General features: G+C 67.1%; 17 protein-coding genes. 8 read left to right on the plus strand and 9 right to left on the minus strand.

The annotated features are described in order from the left end of the window. Window positions 1-3: 3 nt before the first annotated feature. From tssE to tssA, 6 genes are read right to left on the minus strand one after another with little or no spacing between them, the layout of a single operon-like run. Window positions 4-486 (minus strand): type VI secretion system baseplate subunit TssE, encoded by a 483-nt coding sequence (gene tssE, locus ACZ5BM_RS01805; RefSeq protein ID WP_498909637.1) that lies wholly within the window; start codon window positions 484-486, stop codon window positions 4-6. Window positions 487-520: 34 nt separating this feature from the next. Continuing rightward, a complete protein-coding gene (locus ACZ5BM_RS01810) occupies window positions 521-1,333 on the minus strand; it encodes a type VI secretion system accessory protein TagJ (protein ID WP_498909638.1) in 813 nt (270 codons plus the stop codon). 18 nt (window positions 1,334-1,351) lie between these two features. Then, window positions 1,352-2,911 carry a type VI secretion system contractile sheath large subunit gene (tssC, locus tag ACZ5BM_RS01815; RefSeq protein WP_498911443.1) on the minus strand — a complete coding sequence of 520 codons (1,560 nt, stop codon included), beginning with the start codon at window positions 2,909-2,911 and terminating at the stop codon, window positions 1,352-1,354. A gap of 34 nt (window positions 2,912-2,945) precedes the next feature. Next, window positions 2,946-4,442: a type VI secretion system contractile sheath large subunit gene (tssC, locus tag ACZ5BM_RS01820; RefSeq protein WP_498909639.1), complete on the minus strand. Its 1,497-nt coding sequence runs from the start codon at window positions 4,440-4,442 to the stop codon at window positions 2,946-2,948. Window position 4,443: 1 nt separating this feature from the next. Beyond that, window positions 4,444-4,950: a type VI secretion system contractile sheath small subunit gene (tssB, locus tag ACZ5BM_RS01825; RefSeq protein ID WP_498909640.1), complete on the minus strand. Its 507-nt coding sequence runs from the start codon at window positions 4,948-4,950 to the stop codon at window positions 4,444-4,446. Window positions 4,951-5,007: 57 nt separating this feature from the next. After that, entirely contained in the window at window positions 5,008-6,129 is a 1,122-nt protein-coding gene (tssA, locus tag ACZ5BM_RS01830) for a type VI secretion system protein TssA (RefSeq protein WP_498909641.1), read from the minus strand. A gap of 213 nt (window positions 6,130-6,342) precedes the next feature. On the opposite strand from tssA, the gene tssH reads away from it, so the two are divergent. The 8 genes from tssH to tagF all read left to right on the plus strand — a co-directional run bounded on the left by tssH (window position 6,343) and on the right by tagF (window position 19,910). Further along, window positions 6,343-8,961 (plus strand): type VI secretion system ATPase TssH, encoded by a 2,619-nt coding sequence (gene tssH / locus ACZ5BM_RS01835; protein WP_498909642.1) that lies wholly within the window; start codon window positions 6,343-6,345, stop codon window positions 8,959-8,961. Window positions 8,962-9,134: 173 nt separating this feature from the next. Continuing rightward, window positions 9,135-9,614 (plus strand): Hcp family type VI secretion system effector, encoded by a 480-nt coding sequence (locus tag ACZ5BM_RS01840; protein WP_498909643.1) that lies wholly within the window; start codon window positions 9,135-9,137, stop codon window positions 9,612-9,614. 67 nt (window positions 9,615-9,681) lie between these two features. Continuing rightward, window positions 9,682-11,454, plus strand: coding sequence for a type VI secretion system Vgr family protein (locus tag ACZ5BM_RS01845; RefSeq protein ID WP_498909644.1), 1,773 nt, complete (start codon window positions 9,682-9,684; stop codon window positions 11,452-11,454). Between the two features lie 217 nt (window positions 11,455-11,671). Then, window positions 11,672-13,153 carry a type VI secretion system-associated FHA domain protein gene (tagH, locus tag ACZ5BM_RS01850; protein WP_498909645.1) on the plus strand — a complete coding sequence of 494 codons (1,482 nt, stop codon included), beginning with the start codon at window positions 11,672-11,674 and terminating at the stop codon, window positions 13,151-13,153. Then, window positions 13,150-14,475: a type VI secretion system baseplate subunit TssK gene (gene tssK, locus ACZ5BM_RS01855; RefSeq protein ID WP_498909646.1), complete on the plus strand. Its 1,326-nt coding sequence runs from the start codon at window positions 13,150-13,152 to the stop codon at window positions 14,473-14,475. Before tagH ends, tssK begins: the two co-directional genes overlap by 4 nt. Next, window positions 14,472-15,845, plus strand: a complete 1,374-nt coding sequence (gene icmH, locus ACZ5BM_RS01860) for a type IVB secretion system protein IcmH/DotU (RefSeq protein ID WP_498909647.1) — start codon at window positions 14,472-14,474, stop codon at window positions 15,843-15,845. The genes tssK and icmH overlap by 4 nt, the downstream gene beginning before the upstream one ends. 1 nt (window position 15,846) lies before the next feature. Continuing rightward, a complete protein-coding gene (gene tssM, locus ACZ5BM_RS01865) occupies window positions 15,847-19,347 on the plus strand; it encodes a type VI secretion system membrane subunit TssM (RefSeq protein WP_498909648.1) in 3,501 nt (1,166 codons plus the stop codon). Next, on the plus strand, window positions 19,344-19,910 hold the full coding sequence (gene tagF, locus ACZ5BM_RS01870; protein WP_498909649.1) for a type VI secretion system-associated protein TagF: 567 nt from the start codon (window positions 19,344-19,346) through the stop codon (window positions 19,908-19,910). Before tssM ends, tagF begins: the two co-directional genes overlap by 4 nt. Here the strand turns inward: tagF and ACZ5BM_RS01875 are convergent, their stop codons facing one another. From ACZ5BM_RS01875 to ACZ5BM_RS01885, 3 genes are all read right to left on the minus strand, one after another. After that, window positions 19,911-21,662, minus strand: coding sequence for an acyl-CoA synthetase family protein (locus tag ACZ5BM_RS01875; RefSeq protein ID WP_498909650.1), 1,752 nt, complete (start codon window positions 21,660-21,662; stop codon window positions 19,911-19,913). 123 nt (window positions 21,663-21,785) lie between these two features. Next, a complete protein-coding gene (locus ACZ5BM_RS01880; protein ID WP_498909651.1) occupies window positions 21,786-23,069 on the minus strand; it encodes an acetyl-CoA C-acyltransferase in 1,284 nt (427 codons plus the stop codon). 34 nt (window positions 23,070-23,103) lie between these two features. Next, on the minus strand, window positions 23,104-23,979 hold the full coding sequence (locus ACZ5BM_RS01885) for a MaoC/PaaZ C-terminal domain-containing protein (protein WP_498909652.1): 876 nt from the start codon (window positions 23,977-23,979) through the stop codon (window positions 23,104-23,106). Window positions 23,980-23,981: the final 2 nt, after the last annotated feature.

A 23,981-nucleotide genomic window follows, 5' to 3' on the forward strand; every position in this document is an offset into this window, starting at 1 on the left:
GACTCAAACGTCGCGTATGGTGCGGAGCGTGACGGCGGGGCTCAACGGATCGACAACGGTACCGAACCGGACCGGTTCAGGATCGGGATCGACCAGCAGCAGCCCGTCGATCGACAAAGGCAGGGTGGTGGACAGCGGCGAATCGCCGGCAAGTGCTGTGACCCGCACCTCGGCCAGGCGCGGCTCGAAGCGGCGGATCAGCGCCTCGATCTCGGTGCGGAGCGCTTCCTTGTCGGCGGCGTGGTTGAGCGCGCCGGCACCAAGATCGCCGAGACCGTAGCCGAGCGGCGACAAGCGCAGATCGGGACGGCGGCGATCGAGCACCTGCCAGGGCTTGCGGGCGTTCAGCAGCATCTCCAGATCGCGCTGCACCAGGCGCAGCAGATCGGGCACGGTGGGCGCATCCGCGGCGGGATCGGCTTTCTGGTCCGGGTTGGCGTCGATCAGCCGGTCCAGCACGCTGGTCCGTACGCGGACGCCCGGCACGCGGCCGATCCTCACCAGGATGCGCCCCGCCCGCTCACGGGGTGCCGGTGAAGGTCAGCAGGTCGATGCCGTTGATCGGCAGCGCCTCCTCGCCGGCCAGGAACACGCGCTGGCCGGCGCCGCGCACCGGCTCGGTTTCCGTCCAGTCCGTGGCGCGCCCGAGCAGGATCGCGGCCGGGGCGTCGGGGACCGCGCGATAACAGCTCGGCACATAGACATCGCCGTCCGGGCCGCTCTGGATGGCGATGCTGGCGCGGCGCCAGAACAGGTCGCGCGGCCGTTTCGGGGCGTGGAACTGGATAGAGTCGATGCGCTCGACCGGCACCCAGTAGTACACGCCCGTCGTGGTCAGCACCTCGATCGTGCCGCCCAGCACGTCGTCGGCGTCGCGGAAATCGTCGAACGCGACCGTCTCGTCGCCCGCGGAATGATGACCTGAAACGCGCGGACGCTTCTCCTCGGCCTCGCGGGCGAAGCCGGCGGCGGCCTCGGTGTCGCCGGCCCGGAGCGAGACCAGGGTTTGCAGCGCCGATTGCTGCGACGGGGTCGGCTCGCCGAGGAAGCTGGGCACACCGCCCTCGGCCAACACCTGCCCACGCGCGATCTCGGCGCGCAGCAACTGCCGGAACTCGGCCACCACGAGGGCGAGATCGGGCGACAGGGTGGCCAGTGCCGCCAGCAGCGTTTCCACCCGGTCGAACTGGCCGCGGAACAGCAGCAGCTCGGCCAGCAGCAGACGCGGCGCCGGATCGGACGGGCGCGCCTTGATGTCGGCGCTGGCGCTCTCGATCGCCGCGTCGAGATCGCCGGCGTTGAAGGCGATTCGGGCCTGGTCTGGACTGCTCATGGCGATTCCGTTTCTGGGTTAGCGGGCGGCGGCCATGTCGGGGCCGGACAGGCTGGTGGTGAGACGCAGCACCGTGGAGACGTCGTCGAGCTGATGGAACGGCTGCAACTGGATCACGCAATCCATCGCGCCGGGACGCTCCGGGTTGTCCGTGACCTGCACCTGGCTCGACAAAAGCGGGTGCCGCGCGCGGCTGCCCGCATCGGGGGAAACGTTGCTGTTGGTGTAGCCGCGCAGCCAGGTCTGCAACGTGCGCTCGATGTCGCGCGCGCTGGCGTGCCCGCCCGTCATGTCGCGGCCGATGATCTTAACGTAATGCGCGAAGCGCGAGGCGCAGAGAATGGCGTTGAGTTCGGCGGACAAACGGCGATTGGCCTGCTCGCCGGTGATGCGGCGCCCGGGCGCGGTACCCGCCCGCATCTGCAAGCTCCGCACGGCCCCGAACGCGGCCTGACCGTAGGGCAGCGTGTTCATGGGGATCAGGTTGGCGGCGGTGAGGAGCCGTTCCTGCGTGTCGTTGAAGGCGAGATCGGTGACGCCGCGCGGCAGGACGGTCTGCGCGCCGAAACGGAACGGCTCGTCGACGAGATCGGTGACGAGGCCGCCGCCGATGCGGCCCGCCACCACGCCGCGAACGTCGGCCGGCCAGCGAAACGCGGCATGGGCGCGCAACACCACGCCCGCCAGCGCGTAGCCGGCGACGCTCCAGCAGCGCGTGTCCTCGTCCGGCGCGTATTCCTCGTACCAGCCGCCGGTCTGGGCGCGCGTCCAGGGCGGGCGCGCCAGGACGCGTGGCAGCGTCACGCCGAGAAACCGAGAATCCTCGCCCTCCGCCATGGTGCGCCAGCGGAGATGGTCGCCATCGGCGAGAACAGAGGCCATGTCGTGCGACAGCGCGAGATCGCTGAACCGGTCCGCGCCGAGCAGGGTCGGCGATGCCGACAGGATCATCGGCACGAAGGCGGCGGCGGCGACGGAGCGCAGCAGCTTCAGGACCGCCACATCGTCCACCGGTGCGCGACCGCCCGGCGCGCGCGGCGGCGGGCGATGGCTGACCTCGTGATCCAGCACCATCAGCCCGAACGGTTCTCCGCCAGCCCGGCCGAACTCGCTCTCGTAGACCATGCGGTAGAACACGGACTGGTCGAACTCGATGGCGCGCTCGAGATCGCGCGCAAGCTCGTCCCAGCGCGCGGACAGGAGACGCACCTGGATCGGGGCATCGACGCTGGCCTGCGCCACCAGACGGGCCAGAGCGCGCCAGGACCCTTCCAGACGCAAAAGGCGGGGGTGATGCAGAAGGGCGTCGAGCTGCGCCGACAGCAGCATGTCAATGCGCGCCAGATCGCGGTCGATCGCGCCGCGCAACCAGCGTGCGAGGCGGGCACGACCGGCATCGCCCCCCTCACCCGCGACGCGGCTCAGTTCCGCGGAGTCGAACCAGTGCGCGAGCGCAAGCGCGTCGTCGCGCAGAAAGGACAGGAACCGATCGGGTCCGGAAGGATGCTCCACCCAGTCCCTGGTCGCGTGCGCGCCGCCGAGAATGGCATCGCGCAGGGTCGGGCCGGACGGCTCCATATCGCTCAAAACCGTCCGGGCCCTTTTTTGTGCGTCAGACGCGTTCCGGGATGCGCGCCACCAGACGCATGCTGGCGGTCAGCTCTTCGAGCTGCAGCCAGGGGCGCAGATAGGCCACCGCGTTGTAAGCGCCTGGACGGCCCGGAACCTCGGTGACTTCCACCTTGGCTTCGCGCAGCGGGAACTTGGCCTTGCTTTCCGGCCCCGCCGCCTCGTTGGAGTTGGTGTAGCGACGCACCCAGTTGTTGAGCCAGCGCTCGCAATCGTCGACTTCCATGAAGGAGCCGATCTTGTCGCGCGCCATCACCTTGAGGTAGTGCGCGAAACGGCTGGTCGCCATGATGTAGGACAGGCGCGCGGAGATCGCCGCATTGGCAGTGGCTTCGGGCTTGTCGTACTGCTTCGGCTTCTGCGCGGTCTGGGAACCGAAGAACACGGCGTAGTCTTCGTTCTTGTAGTGGCAGAGCGGAAGAAAGCCGAGATTGGACAGCTCGTTCTCGCGGCGGTCAGTGATGCCGATCTCGGTCGGGCACTTGGCATCGAGATCGCCATCGTCGGACACGAAGACGTGCTGCGGGAGATTCTCGACCTTGCCGCCATTCTCGGCGCCGCGAATGGCGGTGCAGAAGCCATAGCGTGCGAAGGCCTCTGTCAAACGCGTGCCCATCACGAAGGCCGCGTTCATCCAGCAATATTCGTTATGCGGCAGAGCGGCCGGCCGTCCATCAGTGGTCTTCGGCGCTTCCTCGTAGCCGAACTCATCGACCGAACGCGTGCCTTCGCCGTAGGGCAGACGGGCCAGGACGCGCGGCATGGTGAGTGCGACGAAGCGGCTGTCCTCGCTGTCGCGGAAACCACGCCACTTCAGATATTCGACCGTGTCAAAGGTCTTGGCCAGATCGCGCGGACGCGACAATTCGTTCCAGCTCTCGAAACCGAGCATGCCGGCGCCTGCGGCAGAGATGAACGGCGCGAAGGCGGCGGCGCTGACATGCGAGATTTCGCGTAGGGTCTCGATGTCTTCGGGCGCGTTGGTCCATTCGTAGTCGCCGATCAGCGCGCCATAAGGCTCGCCGCCCGGGGTGCCAAATTCGTTCTCGTAGATCTTGCGGAACAACAGGCTCTGATCGAACTCGACCACACGGGTCAGGTCGCGATGCAGTTCCTTCTTGCTCGCGTTCACCACGCGGATCTTGAGATTGTTGCTCGTCTCGCTGTTCATCACGAGATAGCGCAGGCCGCGCCATGAGCCTTCGAGCTTCAGGAAGCGCGGGTCGTGAATGATCGCGTTGAGCTGGGTCGACAGAGTCTCGTCGAGCTTGGCGACGGCCTTCTCGATCGTGCGGGTCAGATTGCGGTCGAAGGTGACGACGCCCTGACCAGCCTGCTCGACCAGCGTGCGGACGAGTTCGGCGGCGCGATCGGGTTCCGTCTGGCGGGTGGCCGAGATCACCTGCCCGAGCAGGCCGGAGCCCTCGGTCTCGGTGACGGTTTCGGCCTGCGGAACGGCCGGCTTGTTCGTTTCCGACATGTCAGCCCTCCTTCTTCGAGGCGAGTTCGCCCGCGACGCTGTCGAGCTCGCTCTTGTTCTGCAGGATGCGCTCGAGCAGCAGCTCGAGATCTTCGGAGCGGTCGGCCTTGCTCATCAGGTCGCGTAGGCGATTGCGCGTTTCCAGCAGCGCCTTCAGCGCCGGAACCTGCTCGACCACGCGGCCCGGTTCGAAATCGTCGATGCTGTTGAAGGCCAGTTCGACCGACATCTCCTTGTCGCCGCCGGCCAGCGTGTTCGGTACGGTCAGCCTGAGGCCGGGCGCCATGCGCTGCATGACCTCGTCGAAATTGTCGCGGTCGATCTGGATGAAGCGCCGGTCCGCGAACGGGCGCAGCGGCTGGGTCGGATCGCCGGAGAAATCGCCGACCACGCCGACGACAAACGGCAACTCCTTGACCACTTCCGCGCCCTCGGTCTCCACGTCGTAGGTGATATGGACGCGGGGCCGGCGCACGCGGGCCAGCTTGTCGTGAATGCTTCCGCTCATAACGTTTCCACAGCTCCCGTTAGCGTCCGAAAGACGGCCGATTCCTGGCCGCCTGTTCTATCCTTGCCCATCCTGCGGCCGGATCCCCAGCAGCGTAAGCACGCCGGACCGCGTGGACAGTTCCGGAATGATCTCCCGCAGCAGATCGGGCAGCGGCAGGCGTGCGCGCCGGACCGCCTCCTCCAGCGTGAAGCTCAGGGGCGAGTTCGGCTCGTTCTTTCTGAACTGAACTGCGATCGCCAGGATGTCGTCAAGCAGTTCCTCCCGCGTCCGGCCGACCGGCCGCATCTCGACGCGCTGCGGCTGCGGGATTTCGGCCGTCGCGACATCCTCCGTTTCCGGCACCTGTTCCGGCTCCTCCGGCTGCAATTTCTCTTCCGGCACATAGCGCCGGACGATCTGCTCCAATTCCGCGAGAACCGCGGCCACGCGGCCGGTCGACGGCGCATCCGGCCCGGCCGCTCGTTCGAACGCCTGCTCCATCGCGGTCCACGCGCTCCGTGCGCGCATTACCACCGCCCCCAGCCCCAGCAGCGCGGCCTGCCCGGTGGTGCGGGCAATCGCCTCCAGCGTGGCGAACGGGGTCACGCCGGCTTTGTCGTGCTGCTGCTTTTGCGCTTGTTCGTTGAGAGCGGCCACACTTTGCGAGCGCTGATACTGCCAGAGTGCGATCGGCGCGCCATCGGGCTTCTCGAACAAGACGGTCTTGCGCAGCGGTTGCAGGAGCGAGCCGTCGCGATCGCTGCCGCTCAGACCGCTGACGGCGAAGACGCGCCCTTCGGGATCGTCGGCCTCGAAAGCGGGAAACAGGCCATCGTTCCAGAAACGCTCCACCAGAGCGGCGATGATCCGGGCGGACAGGTCGAGTCCGTCCAGCCCGTGGCGACGCACCAGCGCCTCGGCGAGCCATGCGGCGATTTCCAGATCCTTGCTGCGCTCGGACAGCACCGCCGTGGCGAGCGTCTCCACCCCGACCCAGGCCGTCGGCGCATGGGCATCATTCACAATATCGTTATCGGCCGCCCGTTCATCGGCGCGGGCTTCGGCGCGGAGATCGCGCAGGCGGGAATAGGGCGACTGCGGACCCGGATCGGACCGCAGATCGGTTCCGGCCGGGGCGTCGCCCGGCAAAGGTTGCAGTATGGCGCTGAGAGTTTGATCGTCGGCGATGGCGGGCAAGCGGGGATCCATACGATGCGGCAAGGGCGACGATGTTGCGTCCGATTGACGATCATGCACGCTCGCCCTCGACGGCAACAGGGCCGGTCGTGAAATTTATGGGACTGTCACAACCCCCGCTGGACAGTCACCGAAACAAGCCGTCATGCTCGCCGTTGTTACAGAACAGGAAGCGTCGCCTGGTCTACAGGCGCCTTGCCGGGAGCATCGTTTGTGTCGAGCATCGACCTGCAGAAACTGGTTGCCAGACTGAATCAGCCCTGCAGGCGTGCGCTGGAGGCCGCGGCCGGCGCCGCCCTGTCGCGTTCGCATTTCAACGTCGAGATCGAACACTGGCTTCTGCAGCTGATCGAGGTCGGCAACACGGATATCGAGCAGATCCTGCGTCATTCCGAGCTGGACCGGGGCCGCGTAATCGCAGGGCTGAACGCATCGCTCGACCGCATGAAGACCGGCAATGGCCGCAGCCCGTCTTTGGCGCCCGATCTGGTGTCGATCGCCAAGAGCGCGGTGCTGATCGGCGTGGTGGAGTGCGACAGTGCCGTGGTGCGCTCCGGCCATATCCTGTGCGCGGCACTGGCGGACGACGCGGTGTGGGCGCGCCTGCGCGGGATCGGACCGGAATGGCGCACCCTGTTGCCCGACGTGGTGCGGCGCGATCTCGCCGCGCTTTCCGAGGGCAGCGCGGAAGAGGATGTTCCGGCATCCGCCCCGGGGAGCGACGGGACGGCGCCGCAACCGAGTTCCGGTGGTTCCGCGCTGGCGCGGTTCACCACCGATCTGACCAGGAGTGCGCGGGAGGGCAAGCTCGATCCGGTGCTCGGACGCGACGGCGAGATTCGGCAGGTCGTCGACATCATCAGCCGCCGCAGACAAAACAATCCGATCCTGGCCGGCGAGGCCGGGGTCGGAAAGACCGCGGTGGTGGAAGGTCTGGCGCTGCGGATCGCGGCCGGCGACGTTCCGGAGGCCTTGCTTCCGGTGGCGCTGCACGTGCTGGATCTGGGCTTGTTGCAGGCGGGTGCAGGCGTGAAGGGCGAATTCGAGAACCGTCTGCGCTCGGTGATCGACGACGTGAAGGCGAGCCCGCACCCGATCGTACTGTTCATCGACGAAGCGCATACGCTGATCGGCGCCGGAGGGGCTGCGGGACAGGGCGATGCAGCGAACCTGCTGAAGCCGGCGCTGGCGCGTGGCGAACTGCGTTGCATCGCCGCGACGACCTGGGCGGAATATAAGAAATACATCGAGAAAGACGCAGCTCTTGCCCGCCGTTTCCAGGCGGTGAAGGTTGACGAGCCATCGGACGCGGTGGCGATCGAGATGGTGCGCGGGCTGGTTCCGACACTGGAAAAGCATCACGGCGTGCGCATCCTCGACGAAGCGGCGGAGGCGGCGGTGCTGCTTTCGCGCCGTTTCATCGCCGACCGCCAATTGCCGGACAAGGCGGTGAGTTTGATCGACACCGCCTGCGCGCGCGTGGCGATGAGCCAGAACGCCACTCCGCCCGTGATCGAGGCGCACAAGCGCCGGCAAGCGGCAATCGAAAGCGAGCTTCGGTTGCTGAAACGCGAGGAAAGCTCGGGTGCGGACCATGCGAAACGCATGACGGCGCTGGCGGAAGAGGCGGCGAAGATCGACGACGCGCTGGCCGACGAGGAGGAACGCTGGGGTTCCGAGAAACGGCTGGTGACGACGCTCTTGTCCGCGCGCGGCGATGCCGAGACCGACGAGACCGCGGACGGCACGGCACGAGGCAGGGCCGTCGAGGCGCGTCGGGCGCTGCAGGACGTGCAGGGCGAAGCGCCGATGATCTTTCCGGAGGTGGATGCCCAGGCGGTGGCGGCGATCGTGTCGAACTGGACCGGCATTCCGGCTGGACGTATGCGCGCCGACGAGGTGCAGCGCGTGCTGTCTCTCGAGGATACGTTGCGCTCGCGCGTGATCGGTCAAGACCATGCCTTGACGGTCGTGTCGGAAGCGATCCGCATCTCGCGCGCGGGTTTGACCGATCCGCGCAAGCCGGTCGGCGTTTTCCTGATGGTGGGAACGTCGGGTATCGGAAAGACCGAGACGGCGGCGGCGCTTGCGGACATTCTCTATGGCGGTCCGCAAAGCCTGACGACCATCAACATGACCGAGTTCAAGGAGGAACATAAGGTCAGTTTGTTGATGGGCAGCCCGCCTGGTTATGTCGGCTATGGCGAGGGCGGCGTGCTTACGGAGGCGGTCAGGCGCCGCCCGCATTCCGTGCTTCTGCTTGACGAGGTGGAGAAAGCGCATCCCGGTGTGCAGGACGTGTTCTTCCAGGTGTTCGACAAGGGCACGATGAAGGACGGCGAAGGCCGGGACGTCGATTTCCGCAACACGATCATCATCATGACCACGAACGCGTGTTCGGACGTCATCACGTCCTTGTTCGCCGATCCGCTGACGGCGCCGGATGTGAAGGGATTGAGCGCTGTCTTGCGGGAAAGCCTTCTGCAGCATTTCAAGGCGGCGTTCCTGGGGCGCGTCACGGTGGTGCCGTATCTGCCGCTGGACGAGGCCAATCTCGAGAAGATCGTCGACCTGCAGCTGCGCAAACTGGCGACGATGACACGCAGTCGTTTCGGCGCGGAGCTGGTGGTGTCGCCCGATCTGCGCGCAGGCCTGGTCGATCCAGCCGCGATCGCGCAGACAGGAGCACGCAGCATCGAGAATCGTATCGCGGCACAGCTCACGCCGGTGCTGTCTCGCTTCTTCCTGCAGAGCCTGTCGGGATCGGAGCCGATCGAGCGGATCGAGCTGGTACCCGGGGAGAACGGAGACGTTCGCGTCGTCGCATCCTAGCGATCACATCGTCGCAGGTTCGCAGATCCGAGTTGGGGCGCTCCTGGCCAGAGCGTCCGGAAAGGGTTAAACTCCGCTTTCAGGGCGGGCTAAAGTCCTTTTCATCTTGATCAACGCGGCTACCCCGGCACCGAGCAGGTCCCGGTGGTTTTTCGAGGGAGACAGGAGATCCAATGGCCATTTACATGAAGTATGGCGCCGCACAGGGCGCGGTTACGGAAACCAACCACACGAGCTGGGTGGAACTGCTCGACGTGTCCTGGAACATGAGCCGTTCGATCCGTTCGTCGGTCGGTGTCGGCCAGAACCGTGAGTCGACCTCCGCCGCCGTCGGCGAGGTGACGTTCACCAAGTTCATCGATCCGGCCAGCTCGGTTCTGACGACCTACGCGTTCGTCGGCGAGGCGAAGGATTGCGAAATCGACTTCACCCGCGTCAATCAGGGCGGCGAAGTCACGTTCCGCAAGATCAAACTGACCAACGCGATCGTTTCCAGCCTGACCAATAGCGGTCATGGCAAGGACCGTCCGACCGAGGTGTATCGCCTCAATTTCACGCAGATCGCCATCACCGACACGACCGAGACCGCGACGGGCGATTCGGGCGGTGATTCCACCGTGACCTACGACCTGACCCAGGCGAAGACCACCTGAGTTCATCGATCATGGCGGTGCGGATCCAAAGCGGTCCGCACCGTTTCAGGCAGTGGAATAGCGGGATATGAGCGGCAGTCTCGAGCGCCTCCTCCTCCTCACGTCGCCGTTCGGCGACGACACGGCGGGCGGTCAGGCGGGCCTGCACGCCTTGTCGCTCCAGGCGTCCGAACGGCTCAGCCAGCCTTTCGAGATCGGTCTCGATGTCGCCTGCAATGAAGCCGGCGCTGATGTCGCGTCGCTTCTGAACCAGCAGATTTCGCTGACGGTTCGACGCAAGGACGGGATCGATCGTTGCTTCAACGGCGTCGTGCGGCATGTCCGCCGGATCGGTCATGAAAACCGCGGTTACTGGCAATATCATCTCGAAATGGTTCCGCGTCTCTGGTTCCTGAGCCAGACGGTGGATTGCCGCATCTTCCAGCAGAAGACGGCGGTGGAGATCCTGCGCCAAATCTTCTCGGAGAACGGCGTCTCCCCGGTGGAATTCCACGTCTCGGGCAGCCAGCCGGTGCGCGAATACACCACGCAATTCAACGAGGACAATCTGACCTTCTGCCATCGGGTGATGCAGGAAAGCGGATTGTTCTATTATTTCGAGCACAGCAAGAGCGAACACAAGCTGATCGTCGCGGACAATAACGGCAGCTTCAAGCGCATGAGCCAGCCGTTGCATCGCGTGATCTGGCTCGGCGAGAACGTCGACATCTTCGACCACTGGGCGACCGGATCGGGGCTGGCCCCCGGCCAGGTGACGGTGAAGGATTACGATCCCGAACGGCCATCGACGCCGGTGCGTGGGCAGCAGAACACGCAGAACGCCGGTCCGGGTGCGGGGCAGCGCACGATCAACCGCTGGCCGGCGCAATCGACCAGCAACGCGGTCGCGACCGATCGCGCACGGTTCCATGGCGAGTCCGCCGGCGCCGCAGCTTCCCTGTGCCACGGTCACGGCTTCGACCCCAACATGTGTCCGGGCTTCCGCTTCGAGCTCGCACAGGATCCGTCTTCCGGAGCGGAAGGGGTGGATTATGTGAGCCAGGAGGTCCGGCATAGCGGGCGGGACGAGACCTGGGTCGGCGGCACGGAGCCGTCGCAGTACGACTGCTCGTTCAGCTGCTTCAAGCAGGAAACGCCCTGGCGCGAGCCGATGACGATCGCGCGCCCGACCATGACCGGCATCTTCTCCGGCATCGTGCTGGGCGAAGGCGGCGAGGAGATCCATGCCGACAAACTGGCGCGGGTGAAGGTGCGGCCCCTGTTCGACCATCGCGAGGACACGGTCGCCAGCATGGCGATCTGGGCACGCGTGCTGCATGGCTGGGCCGGCGACCGCTGGGGCTGGCAGCATCTGCCGCGCGTCGGCACGGAGGTCGGCCTGTCCTTCATGAACGGCGATTGCGACAATCCCGTCGTGCTGGGCTGTTTCTATCACGAACAACAGCAGCCGGTGTTCGCGGTGCCGGCGGAGCAGACCAAGCAGGGGTTCCGCAGCCGGTCCACCACCGGCGGCGGTCCTTCGGACTACAACGAACTGTCGTTCGACGACCATCTCGGGCAGGAGATGTTGTTCATCCATGCCCAGAAGGACCAGAAGCTCGAAGTCGAGCACGACCAGACCTACGAGATCGGCAACGACCGCTCCGTCACCACGAAGAAGAACGACTCCCTGGTCAGCAGCGAAGGCGAGATCACCGTGACCGCGACGGCCGGGTCGGTGACGATCACGGCGGCAACCAAACTGGTGTTGAAGTGCGGTGCCAGCAGCATCACGCTGACGCCGGCGAACATCGTGATCGACGGCCCCCTGGTGAATATCTGTCCCGGCGGCCTGCCTTAAGCGGCGGGACGGCGTTTTCGCGTCGGACGGGAACGCGCGGCGAACCGGCACCATGTTGGTATCGTTACATTCGACGTAATATGTTGGGCACGGCGGCGGCGGGCCGGGGACCAGGGCCAATCGGAGGGATCGGGATGCGACGGCGCGACGGAACCAGCGTTGCAAAGCGCCCAGCCCTCGCCTCCTTCCGGCTGCCGCAGAACAAGGCGAGCGCATCGTGAACCTGACTGCCACCTCCACCGAGCCGGGCATGGCGACACAGCGCTTCGTGCCGCGCGGTCTCGACTTCACCATCGGGCGCGGCGCCGATTGCGACTGGTGCCTGCCCGACCCGACCCGGCAGCTTTCCAAGCGCCATTGTCGCGTCGTTTCCGAGAACGGCGTCTGGCGCGTCACCGATCTCAGCAGCAACGGCATGAGTGTGAACGGGCGCACGCTGACGCCCGGCGTGTCGCATCCGCTTCAGCCCGGCGACAGGCTCGGCATGGGGTCCTACGAGATCGGCATTGGTGGAGCGGGCGATGTCCGCAGCGAAAGCACCGGGGAGCACTACCGGGAATCGCAGCCGTTCGGAGACGGGCGCGAGGGCGGCCGGCTGGTCGGCGATCCGTTCGTGTCGCCCGAAGGCGAGGGCATCACCGATCCGTTCGATGTCGGGCTTTCGCCGTTCTTCGAGGATCGGCCGGCGGCACGCGCGGAGCCGACCGGGCGCGGGAGCGCCGGCGACGACGTATCCGACCTGCACCGGCCGTTCGAGCCGCCGCGCACCGATCACATGCTGCTGCCGGACAACTGGGATGCGCCGCTCGACGCGAACCCGGCCCGGCCGGAGGCGGACGACCCGTTCGCCGATCTGCCGTTCAGCAAGACGCCGATCGCACCGCTCTCCCCGGAACCGCCGGTCGCACCGCCCCCTGCGCCTGAGCCGGTTTCGGTTCAGAAGCCCGTGTTCGAGCCGGAGCCGCCTGCGTTGGCGTCGGCACCCTTCGCTCCTCCGGCGACCGACCTGGAGCCGGAACCTCCGGCGGCTCCCGTTCGCGAGGCCCCGGCCTTCGTTCCGCCCGCGCCGGTTTCCGGCGACGACGGTGCGGCGCGCGCCTTCGCCGCTTTCGCACGTGGCGCGGGGCTGGAAGGCCTGCCGCAGGATGCGCCGGAAGAAGCGCTCGAGAAGCTCGGCCGTGCCTTTCGCGCCTATGTGGTGGGTCTGCGCCGGCTCCTGATCGCGCGGGCCACGGTGAAAGGCGAATTCCGGATCGATCGCACCATGATCCAGCCGTTCGGCAACAACCCGATCAAGTTCGCGACCGACGACAACGACGCGATGTCGGCGCTGCTTGGGATCGGCCGCCAGGTCGGCATGAGTGCGGAACAGGCGGTCGCGGATTCGATCCGCGACGTGCGCGAACACGAGCTGGCGCTGAACCAGGCCTTCCAGCACGGCATCAAGGAAGTGGTCGCGGAGATGTCGCCCGATCAGGTGGCGGAGGAGCTGCAGCCGGGTCCGTTCGACGCGATCCCCGTGATACGCGACAGCCGGCGTTGGAAGATGTTCAGGACGCGTCACGCCCGTCTGCAGGCCTCGCTGGAGAACAGTCTCGACAGCGTGTTCGGCCAGGCCTTCGCGCGCGGTTACGAGAAGGCACTCTCCGAACTGTCCGTCAGCGACAACGCACAGACGCCACCGGGGCGTACGCGATGAGCTGGACCAACCGTGTGTTCTGGCAGGAGGGCATGTTCCTCCGCGCCCAGCATTTCCAGCAGCAGGACCGCTGGACCGCACGCTCGATCGGCCGCACCGTTTCGATGCTGGGCGCCTTTGCCTGGGGTTTTTCGGACTACGCCATCGCTCGCGACATGCTGGGCAGCGGCTATTTCGCCCTGTCCAACGCGTCCGGCCTGCTGGAAGACGGCACGTTGTTCTCTGCGCCGGACGAAGCCGACCTCCCTGCCCCGCTGATGGTGCCGGAAACCGCGCGCGACGTTCTGGTGTATCTCGCCGTGCCGATCTCGCAGCGCGGCAGCCGGGAATTCGGCGACGAGCTGAATCCGGCGCGGTTCAACGCCTCCGAATTCGAGGTGGACGACACCCATTCGGCGGCGCCGGAAACGGCGCAGATCCAGGTCGGGCGGCTCGCCCTGCGCACCATGCTCGGCACCGACACGCTGGAAGGCTACAGTTGCCTACCCGTCGCGCGCATCGTCGAGGTGACGTCGGATCGCCGGGTGATTCTCGACGATCGCTGGATACCGCCGGTTCTGCGCTGCGGCGCGTCGCCTGTCCTCGGCGGATTGCTGGTGGAACTGGCCGGCATGCTGCACCAGCGCGCAGAGGCCATCGCCGCGCGCCTCACCGCGATCGGCGCGCGTTCCACCACCGAGATCACCGACTTCATGCTGCTGCAACGGCTGAATGGCTGGCAGGCCGAGCTGGAGCATCTGTCGGAGAGCGCGCGCATCCATCCGGAGCCGTTCTACCGTTTCCTGCTGTCCATGGCGGGCGAATTGGCGACCTTCACCGAGCAGAAGCGCCGCCCGGACAAGTTCGGCTCGTATCGTCACGACGATCTGCCGCGCTCCTTCGCCCCCGTCGTGGCGGCGGTGCGTCGTGCGCTGTCGGCCGTGCTGGAGCAGACGGCGGTGCAGATCCCGCTGACGCGCCATCGCCATGGCGTCTGGGTCGGTGCGATCGCCGATCGCACCATCCTGGCCGGGGGCAGCATCGTTCTGATCGTGAAGGCCGACGTGCCCGGCGAGACGCTGCGCAGCGTGTTCCCGACCACCGCCAAGGTCGGTGCGGTGGAACACATCCGCGAACTGGTGAACGTAGCGCTTCCCGGCATCGATCTGCGTCCGCTGCCGGTGGCGCCGCGACAGATGCCATTCGTCGCCGGGGCGCAGTATTTCGAGCTGGAACGCTCTTCGCCGCATTGGGAGGCGATGAAGAATTCCGGCGGTTTCGCCATTCATGTGTCGAACAACATGCCGAACCTCTCGCTTGAACTCTGGGCGATCCGGTCATGAGCGGTCGCAACGACAACAATCCGTTCTCCGAACCGGAGGACGACGATCACACCATCATCGTTCCGCGCGAGGCGCTGTCCGCGCTGAGTGCGCGGCGTCTGAACCGCGACGACACGGATCACGCGGCGCCGACCGCGGGCGGCATGGCGGCGCCCCCCGGAGAGGCGATCGATTTCTCCGCCATTCCCCCGGTCGGCGACGGACCGGTGGTGCAGGCGGCGCAACCGCTGCTGGCGCTGATGGCGCGTCTGCGCAACGTGGTCAGCGTGCCGGATTCCGGTGCGCTCCGCGAAAGGACGGTGCTGGAACTGCGTCGTTTCGAGACGGTGCTGCGCGAGGCCAAGGTGCCGCCGGAGCATCTGCGTCTCGGTCATTACGCGCTCTGCACCAGCCTGGACGACGTGGTGCAATGCACCCCCTGGGGCTCGCACGGGCCCTGGGCGCAGATCTCGCTGACCTCCGCCTTCCACAAGGACGTGCGCGGCGGCGAGCGGTTCTTCGAGATCCTGGGCAAGCTCCTGGCCAGCCCCAGCCGTTACCTGTCGCTGATCGAGCTGATGTATCTGTGCATGTCGCTCGGCATGCAGGGGCGCTATCGCCTCTCGCCGCGCGGACCGGCCGAGCTGGATCGTCTGCGCGAGGAAACCTACGCCGCGATCCGCTCGCTGCGGGACGCGCCGCCGGCGGACCTGTCGCCGCGCTGGCGCGGACTGGCGGCGCCGTTCCGGCCGCTCCGGTTCGAGATCCCGATCTGGCTCGCCGCCCTGATCGCCACCGGGGTTCTCGCCCTGGCCTACGCGCTGGTGCTGTTCAGCCTGGCGGACGGCACCGACCGGGTCGCCAACACCGCGCAATCCCTGCCGCCGCTGAACATGCCGGTGCTGCAACGACCCAATCCCGGCCCTCCGCCGGTGGTGCCGGAAGTCGCCGGCCTGCGCACGCAGCTGCTGAACCAGCTCGCCGCCGACATCAGGAGCGGCCGGATTTCGGTGGCCGGCACCGAGATGGTGCCGATCCTGCGTCTGCAGAGCGACGGCATGTTCGCGCTCGGGCAGGCCAGCATCGAACAGCGTTTCGTGCCGACGCTCGAGCACATCGCCGACGTGCTGTCGAAGGTGAACGGGACCGTCAGGATCATCGGCTATACCGACAGCCAGCCGATCCATACCCTCGCCTTCCCGTCCAATTTCGACCTGTCCCGTGCCCGCGCCAAGGCGGCGGCCGCGGTGATCGGCGAGAAGGTCGATCCGAGCCACATCGTCACGGCCGGACGCGGCGCGGAAGCACCGTGCGCGAGCAACGCCACGGAAGCCGGACGGCGCGCCAACCGGCGCGTCGAGATCATCGTCGAGAGCGCCGGCCCGAACTGACATGAACTTCCTGCCTTCCCTCCTCCTGCTCGTGGCTTCGCGCTGGAGCCGTGGCCTGCTGGGCGCCACCATCCTCAGCGCGCTGGTCTGGTCCTATCTGCCGATGATCCCGGCGCTGGCGGGACCGATCCCGCGCACGCTGGCGATCGTCGCGATCTTCGCGGCGTTCGGCCTCGTGACCTGGCTGGTGGATCGTCGCGCCAAGAAGAAGGCGCGCGCCGTGGAGGCGGCGGTGGCCGGCGACGACAAGACCGCAGCGCAGAACACCGACGGCGCGGACTCGCAGGCCGAGGTGGCGGCGCTGCGCAAGCGTCTGCGCGAGGCGATGGGAACGCTGCGCAAGCGCGGCGTGAAGCGTCTCTACGAGCTGCCCTGGTACGTGATCATCGGCCCGCCGGGTTCCGGCAAAACCACTGCGCTGCGTCAGTCCGGCCTGCATTTCCCGCTCGACGGCGACCATGCGGACTCGTTCCAGGGCGTCGGCGGAACCCGTTTGTGCGACTGGTGGTTTTCCGAAGAAGCGGTGCTGATCGACACGGCGGGCCGCTACACCACACACGATTCAAACCGGTCCGTGGACAAGGCCGGCTGGCTCGGCTTTCTCGATCTGCTCCGTACCACGCGCCCGCGTCAGCCGATCAACGGCGTGCTGGTGGTGATCGCCCTGTCGGAACTGCTCGAGTCCACCCCGGAGAACCGCGACGCGCATGCGCGTGCGATCCGCCTGCGTTTGAACGAGCTGAACGAGCGGCTGCGAGTACGTCTGCCGATCTATCTCGTGTTTTCGAAGATGGATCGTCTCGCCGGCTTCGACACCTATTTCGAGACGCTGGACAGCCGGGCGCGCGAACAGGTCTGGGGCGTGACCCTGGGGCTGGAGGATGGCGTCGGCTCGTTCGCGGGCGAGTTCAAGGCGCTGGTGGACCGGATCGAGGCCGGTCTGCTGGACCGGATGCAGGCCGAGCGCGGTCCGGACCGTCGCGCGCTGCTGTCGGGGTTTCCGCTCCAGGTCGCCAGCCTGTCGCCGGTGCTGATGCCGTTTCTCCAGACCTGCTTCGCCGGCAGCCGGATCGATCCGGCCCCCTTCCTGCGCGGCGTGTATTTCACCTCGGCGACCCAGAACGGCGCGCCGTTCGACCGCCTGACCGGCATGCTGGCGCAGTCCTTCGACATCGACCAGAAGCGCACCACGGCGCTGAAATCCGGCACGGGCAAGGCTTTCTTCCTGTCCCGCATGGTGCGCGAGGTCATTCTCGGCGAGACGCCGCTGGTGTCGACCAGCCCGGGGCGGTTCCGTCGTCGCAAGATCCTGCGCGCGTCCGCCCTGGGCGCGATCGCGCTGATCGGCGTCGGCGGTCTGGTGCTGATCTGGGCCGCCGATCTTCAGGCGCGCGTGGCGATCCAGCGCCGCCAGGACGTGATGGAGGCGTATCGGCACGATGTCGACAAGTTCCCCAGCGGCGTGGTCGACAATCGTCAGGATCTGGATCAGGTCAGCGCGCTGCTCGACAAGGCGGCGGCGCTCGCGGAACCGGAGCGCGAACCTCTGGCGGCGATGATCGGTCTCTCCGCCGCCGACCGGCTGAACGAGGCCGGGCGCGTCGCCTATGCCTCGGCGCTCGACCATCTGCTGTATCCGCGTCTGGTCTGGCGTCTTGAAGAACAGATGCGGGCCGACAGGCAGGATCCGAACGCGCTCTACAACGCGACCCGCGTGTATCTGCTGCTCGGCGGCAACGGGCCGCACGAGCCGGGCGTGATCCGTGCCTGGATCCTGGCAGACTGGAACGAGCGCTTCGGCGGCGTTCTGAACACGCCGCTGCGCGAGCATCTGACACGCCACCTCGACGCCCTTCTTTGCGCACCGCTGCCGTCGGACCAGCTCAAGCTCGACGGCACACTGGTTTCGGAAGCACGTGTGGCCTTCAGCCACGTCTCGCCGGCGCAACGCGTCTACGACAGGCTGAAGGCCGGTGCCGAAGGCGGGACGCCCGGGGCGGCGGAACAGATCGGCTGGTCGCCACGCAGCGCGCTGGGCGACGCCGCCGATGCGACGTTCATGCGGCGCTCCGGCGCGCCGCTGTCGGACGGCATTCCCGCCTTCCTGACCGGCAGCGCCTTCGCCGACACCATGCGGCGCGACCTGCCGCCGGCCGCGCGTCAGGTGGCCGATGAAAGCTGGGTGTTGGGCAAGGAGTCCGGCATGAGCACCAGCGGCGCCGATGTGGCGGTGCTGGAGCAGCAGGTCGCGCGCCTGTGGGAAGCCGATGCGATCGCCCATTGGGATGCGCTGTTGGCCGATCTGGATCTGGTGCCGCTAGGCGACGGGCAGCACCTCCAGGACAGTCTCTATCTGCTGAGCTCGCCGCAATCGCCCGTGCGCGACATGCTGAATTCGATCGTCCGGGCGCTCAGGATCGCCATGCCGGCGCCCGGCGATCCGAGCCGCGACGTCGCGGCAGAATGGACCACGCACTGGCAGCCTTTGTATTCGCTGATGGCGGCGTCGCCCTATGAAGCCGGCAAGAACGTGCCGCCGCCGCCGCCCGGTCCGCCGCCGCTGGACGCGATCCTTCAGCTCATCGCCCAGCTCGACAACGTCCTGGCCAGCGGCACCACCGCCCCGGCCAGCCTGCCCCAGGCCGCCGCGCAATCGGCCGATCCCGCACGGCGCATCCAGGCGGAATCGGACCGGCAGCCTCACCCGCTGTCGCAATGGCTGGCGCGGATCTCGCGCTCCGGCGGGGCGACGCTGGGCCAGGAAGCGAAATCGGCTGCGTCCGGCGCCTATAACGGTGCGGGCGGGCCGGACGGGGTCTGCCATTCGCTGGTCGACAACCGGTTCCCGTTCTCGCCGGGCTCGTCGCAGAACGCGTCCCTGGCGGACTTCTCCCGCCTGTTCGCGCCGGGCGGCCAGCTCGACCGGTATTTCCAGACCAGCATGGCGCCTTACGTCGATACCAGCGTGACGCCCTGGAAGTTGCACCCGGCGGGCGGCGTCCAGCCACCCTTCACGCAGGCCCAGTTGGCGCCCTTCGTCCGGGCGGCGTCGATCCGCGACGCGTTCTTCCCGGTGAGCGGCCAGCCTTCGCTCTACTTCACCGTGTCGCTGACCGCGCCGCCCGGAACGGTGCTGCACCTGGGCAGCGTCACCGTGCAGCCGAACGCGCCGGCCTCGCTGTCCTGGCCCGGTTCGGACGGGCTGTCGCCAGCGACCCTGCAGCCACCCGCAGACAAGAAAGGTTCCCAGCCCGGCCCGGCCCTGGCGAGCGAACAAGGGCCGTGGGCACTGTTCCGCCTGCTGGCCGATGCCGAGCCTACGGACGACACGCCGCAATCGGGAACGCATCAGTATCTCTTCGTGCGCGGCAACCGGTCGGCGACGATCCAGATCGGCACGGACGAGTCCGGCTCGCCTTCGAACGGCAGCAGACAGCCGAGACGGGCCGACCCGTTCGACCCGTCGCTGCTGCGCGGCTTCACCTGCCCGACCATCCGATGAGTGCGATCATCGGCTATTTCGGCAAGCTGCCGTCGCGCGGGGATTTCCTGCGCTACCGTCTGCCGGATACCGCGGTGCATGTGCTGGATGGCTGGATCGCCCGCAACATGGGACCGCAGCAGCAGAAGCACGGCGCAGCGTTCGATCTGATCTGGGAGCGGGCGCCGGTCTGGCGATTTCGGCTCGGCGCGGGCCGCCTCGATCCGGGCTGCGTCGCGTCCGGTCTCTGGATGCCTAGCATCGACCGGGCCGGACGCTGCTTTCCGATGATCGTGCTGGCCCTGCACCCGCCTGGAACGTCGCTGGACGACGCGCTCGACGCGCTGCTGCCGTCGTTGCAGACGGCGATCCAGTTCGACGCGCCGCCGGAGGAGCTTCAGTCGGCGGTCAATGCGGTGATCGCCGAACCGGTGCCGGATCATGCGTCGGCCGAAGGCTGGCGCAGGCCCGCGCTGCATGACGGTTCGCCGGTTCGTCTGAGCGGCGGCCTTCCCGAAGGCGACGGCTTCGACCTGCTCTTGCAGCTGCTGCCGCAAGAGCAGGCGGTGCTGCCGCCCGGCTGATCAGCTGTCGCGCAGCTCGCGCTTCAGCACTTTCCCGACCGGCGTTTTCGGCAACGGCTCGGTGCGGAAGCTGACCACGCGCGGGATCTTGTATCCGGTCAGTTCGCCGCGGCAGTGGCGCACGATTTCCTCCTGAGTCGCGCTGGCGCCGTCGCGCAACACAACGATCGCCTTCACCATCTCCGTGCCCTTGCCGTCCGGCACGCCGATCACCGCGACTTCCCGCACGGCGGGGTGGCTGGCGATCACGTCCTCGATCTCGGACGGATACACATTGAAGCCGGACACCAGCACCAGATCCTTGATGCGATCGATCAGCCGGACCTGGCCGCCCTCGTCCATGATCCCGACATCGCCGGTCGCCAGCCACCCGTCACCGAACAAAACCTTCTCGGTTTCCTCGGGGCGGTTCCAGTAGCCTTGCATGACCTGCGGCCCGCGCACACAGAGTTCGCCCGCTTCGCCGATGCCGCACCACGAGCCGTCGGAATGGCGCATGCGCACCTCTGTGGACGGCACCGGGTAGCCGATCTTGCCGGTGAACCCCATCTTTTCCGGGTGGTCGTAGTCGACATAGCCGACGCAGACCACGGGGGAGGCTTCGGTAAGGCCGTAGCCTTCCACGAACGGTTTGCCCGTCATCTCCTGCCAGCGGGTGGCGATCTCGGTCTGCGCCGCCATGCCCCCGGACACGGTCATGCGCAGCTTGGAGAAGTTCCGTTTCCGGAACTCCTCGTTTTCCATCAGGCTGCCGAACAAGGTGTTCACGCCGGCGAAAGCGGTGAAATTCTCCTTGCGCAGAATGCGAACCACCATGTTGGTGTCGCGCGGATTGGCGATCAGGATGTTCCTGCCGCCGACGCCGGTGAACATCAGCAGGTTCGCCGTCAACGAGAAGATGTGATACAGCGGCAACATCGTGACGTTGCTGATCCCGTCTTCGTCATACAGCTTGGCAAGGCCCCAGGCGCGTCCCTGCAGGACGTTGGCGACCACGTTGCGATTGCTCAGCATCGCGCCCTTGGCGACGCCGGAGGTGCCGCCGGTATATTGCAGGAAAGCGAGATCGTCAGGCTGGCGTTCGATCATCCGGAACGGCAGCTTGCGGCCTTCTCGCATCACGCGCTTCCAGCGACGGCGAGCGGAACCCAGATCGTAGCGCGGCACAACGCGCTTGACGTAGCGCATCGCGCCGTTGATCGCGAAACCCTTGATCCCGCCGAGCATGTCGCCCATCGCCGTCGTGATGCAGGTTCTGATCGCGGTGCCGGGCAGCGCCTTCTGCAGCGTGGCCGCGAACATCTCCATCACCACGATCATCACCGCACCGCTGTCCTTCAGCTGATGCTGCAATTCGTGCGGCGTGTAGAGCGGATTGACGTTCACCACGACGCCGCCCGCGAACAGTGTGCCGAATAAGGCCGCCGGATATTGCAGGCAGTTCGGCATCATCAGCGCGACCCGCTCGCCGGGGCGCAGGCCGTTCCGCACCAGCCAGGCGGCGAAGGCGCGGGCCTCCTGCAGCATCGTCGCGTAGGTCACCTGCTTGCCGATGCTGACGAAGCCGACGCGTTCGGCGAAGCGCTCCGCGTCCGCCTCGAACAGGCGCGCCAGAGACGACCATTTCGCCAGTTCGTCGTCGATCGTGTCCGGAACCCCCGGCGCATAATGCCTGCACCAGAAGCGCTCCGCCCAGAGCGCGTCGTTCTTGTTGGCCTCGCCGCCGGCGGTGTCATCCCGCATCATGGACATGCCCATTTCCGTTTTCCCCCCGGGCCGTTCGCCGGCCCGATTTCCTGAACCCCGGCCCGTTACGGGCCTCGTCGCCGGCCCATTCGGGCTCTTTTCTTGTGCGGGGTTTGATCGAACCCCGTTCTATTTCTCGACCACGGCCACCACACCCTGTCCTGCGGCGGCGCAAACGGAGATCAATCCGCGCCCCGATCCGCGCTGGTCGATCATGGTGGCCAGGGTGGCCAGGATGCGGCCCCCGGTGGCGGCGAACGGATGGCCCGTCGCCAGGGAGCTGCCCCACACATTCATTTTCGCGCGGTTGATCGCGCCGGGCGCTTGAGCCAGTCCGAGACGCTCGCACGCATAATCCGCATCCTCCCAGGCCGCGAGCGTGCAGAGCACCTGCGCCGCGAACGCCTCGTGGATTTCGTAGAAGTCGAAATCCTGCAGGCTCAGATCGAGCTTCGACAACATGCGCGGCACGGCATGTACCGGCGCCATCAGCAGACCCTCGTCGCCACGGACGAAATCCACCGCGGCGGTTTCACCCGTGCGCAGATAGGCCAGGATCGGCAGACCGCGTTCGCGCGCCCAGTCTTCCGACGCGAGCAGCACCACGGCGGCGCCGTCCGTCAAAGGCGTCGAGTTCGCCGCCGTCAGCGTGCCGGTCTTGCGATCGAAGACCGGCTTCATCGCGGCGATCTTGTTCGGATCGATGTCCGGGCGGAGGTTGTTGTCGCGCGTCAGTCCCTGGAACGGCACCACGAGGCTGTTCAGATGCCCCGCCTCGTAGGCGGCATACAGATTGCGATGGCTGCTGACCGCCAGAGCGTCCTGATCGGCGCGGGCGATGTTCCAGCGCCGCGCCATCAGCTCGCAATGCTCGCCCATGGAGAGCCCGGTACGGACTTCCGCGTTGCGCGGCAATTCGGGCTTCAACATCGACGGGCGCGCACCGCCGAAGGCCGCGACCCTGCCGCCGACCGAGCGCGAACGGCTCGCACGCAGCAAGGTTTTCCGCAGGCTGTCGTTCAGCGCGATCGGCGCGTCGGACACGGTGTCGACGCCGCCGGCGATGCCGCACTCGATCTGTCCCAGCGCGATCTTGTTGGCGACCAGGATCGCCGCCTCCAGACCGGTGCCGCAGGCCTGCTGGATGTCGTAGGCAGGCGTATCGTGCGACAGGGTGGTGGAGAACACGCATTCGCGGGTCAGGTTGATGTCGCGTGCATGTTTCAGCACCGCGCCTGCGACCACCTCGCCCAGCCTCTCGCCGTGCAGATCGAACCGGTCCACGAGCGCCTGCAACGCGCCGGCCAGCATGTCGCTGTTGGAGAGTTCCGCATAGGCCGTGTTGGCCCTGGCGAACGGGATACGGCTGCCGCCGACGATGGCGACGCGTTTCGGCGCGGCTGCGCTCAGCATGGCTCGGTCTTCTCCCTCGGGCAGCGGTCGATTTTCACGCCGCCTCGGCACGCAGAATGCCGCGCAGATGCAACTGCTCTGCCCGGCCATTGCGCAGTTCGAACAAGGTTCCGGTCTGGCGCTGCGTGGACAGCAACAGGGCCGATCCGGGCAGGAAGGCGGGCGCGCGGAACGCCACCTCGATCTCGGCCGTGCGCACGGGCGTTTCCGGCAGAAGCGCAGCGGCGCTCTTCGCCAGCATCCACATTCCATGCGCGATCGGCGCGCGGAAACCGAGCAGACGCGCGCCGATGCGCGAGGTATGGATCGGATTGCGATCGCCGGAGACCGCGGCGTAGCGCGGACCGATCGAGCGCGGCTGACGCCAGCGCCCGGCCACGATCAAAGGCTGCGTCCCGTCCGGCGGCGGCGGCACCGGCCCGCCATGGGCATTGCGGATGCCGAGCCGGAGATAGGTGCTGCTCGACTGCCAGACGATCTCGTCGCCGCGGCGGCATTCGGTCAGCATGGTGAAAGCCTGCCCCTTGTCGTGACACAGGGTCTCGCCGAACCGTGCCGTCACGTCGAGCGTCTCGCCGATGCGAAGCGTGGCGTGCTGCTGGATGGTGTTGGCGAGATGCACCAGACCGATCAGCGGATACGGAAAGGACGGCTCCAGCAGCAACGCCATGTGCAGCGGAAAGCCCAGCATATGCGGGAACGGGACGGGGACGCCCTGGTCGGACGAGAAGCCGCACAGCTTCGCGTAGGCGGCGATCCGGCGCCCGTCCAGACGCTGCCGATCAAGGCGCAGAACCGTCTTCGGCAGGACCAGCGGCGCCGTATCCCGGCGACGCAGGCTCTGCAGCCCACCCAGCATCACGTCCCGCGCACCGGGCGGCGCTTTCAGAACACGGGTGTCGTCCGACATGA

The organism is Lichenicola sp. GTC18331 (assembly GCF_055386855.1).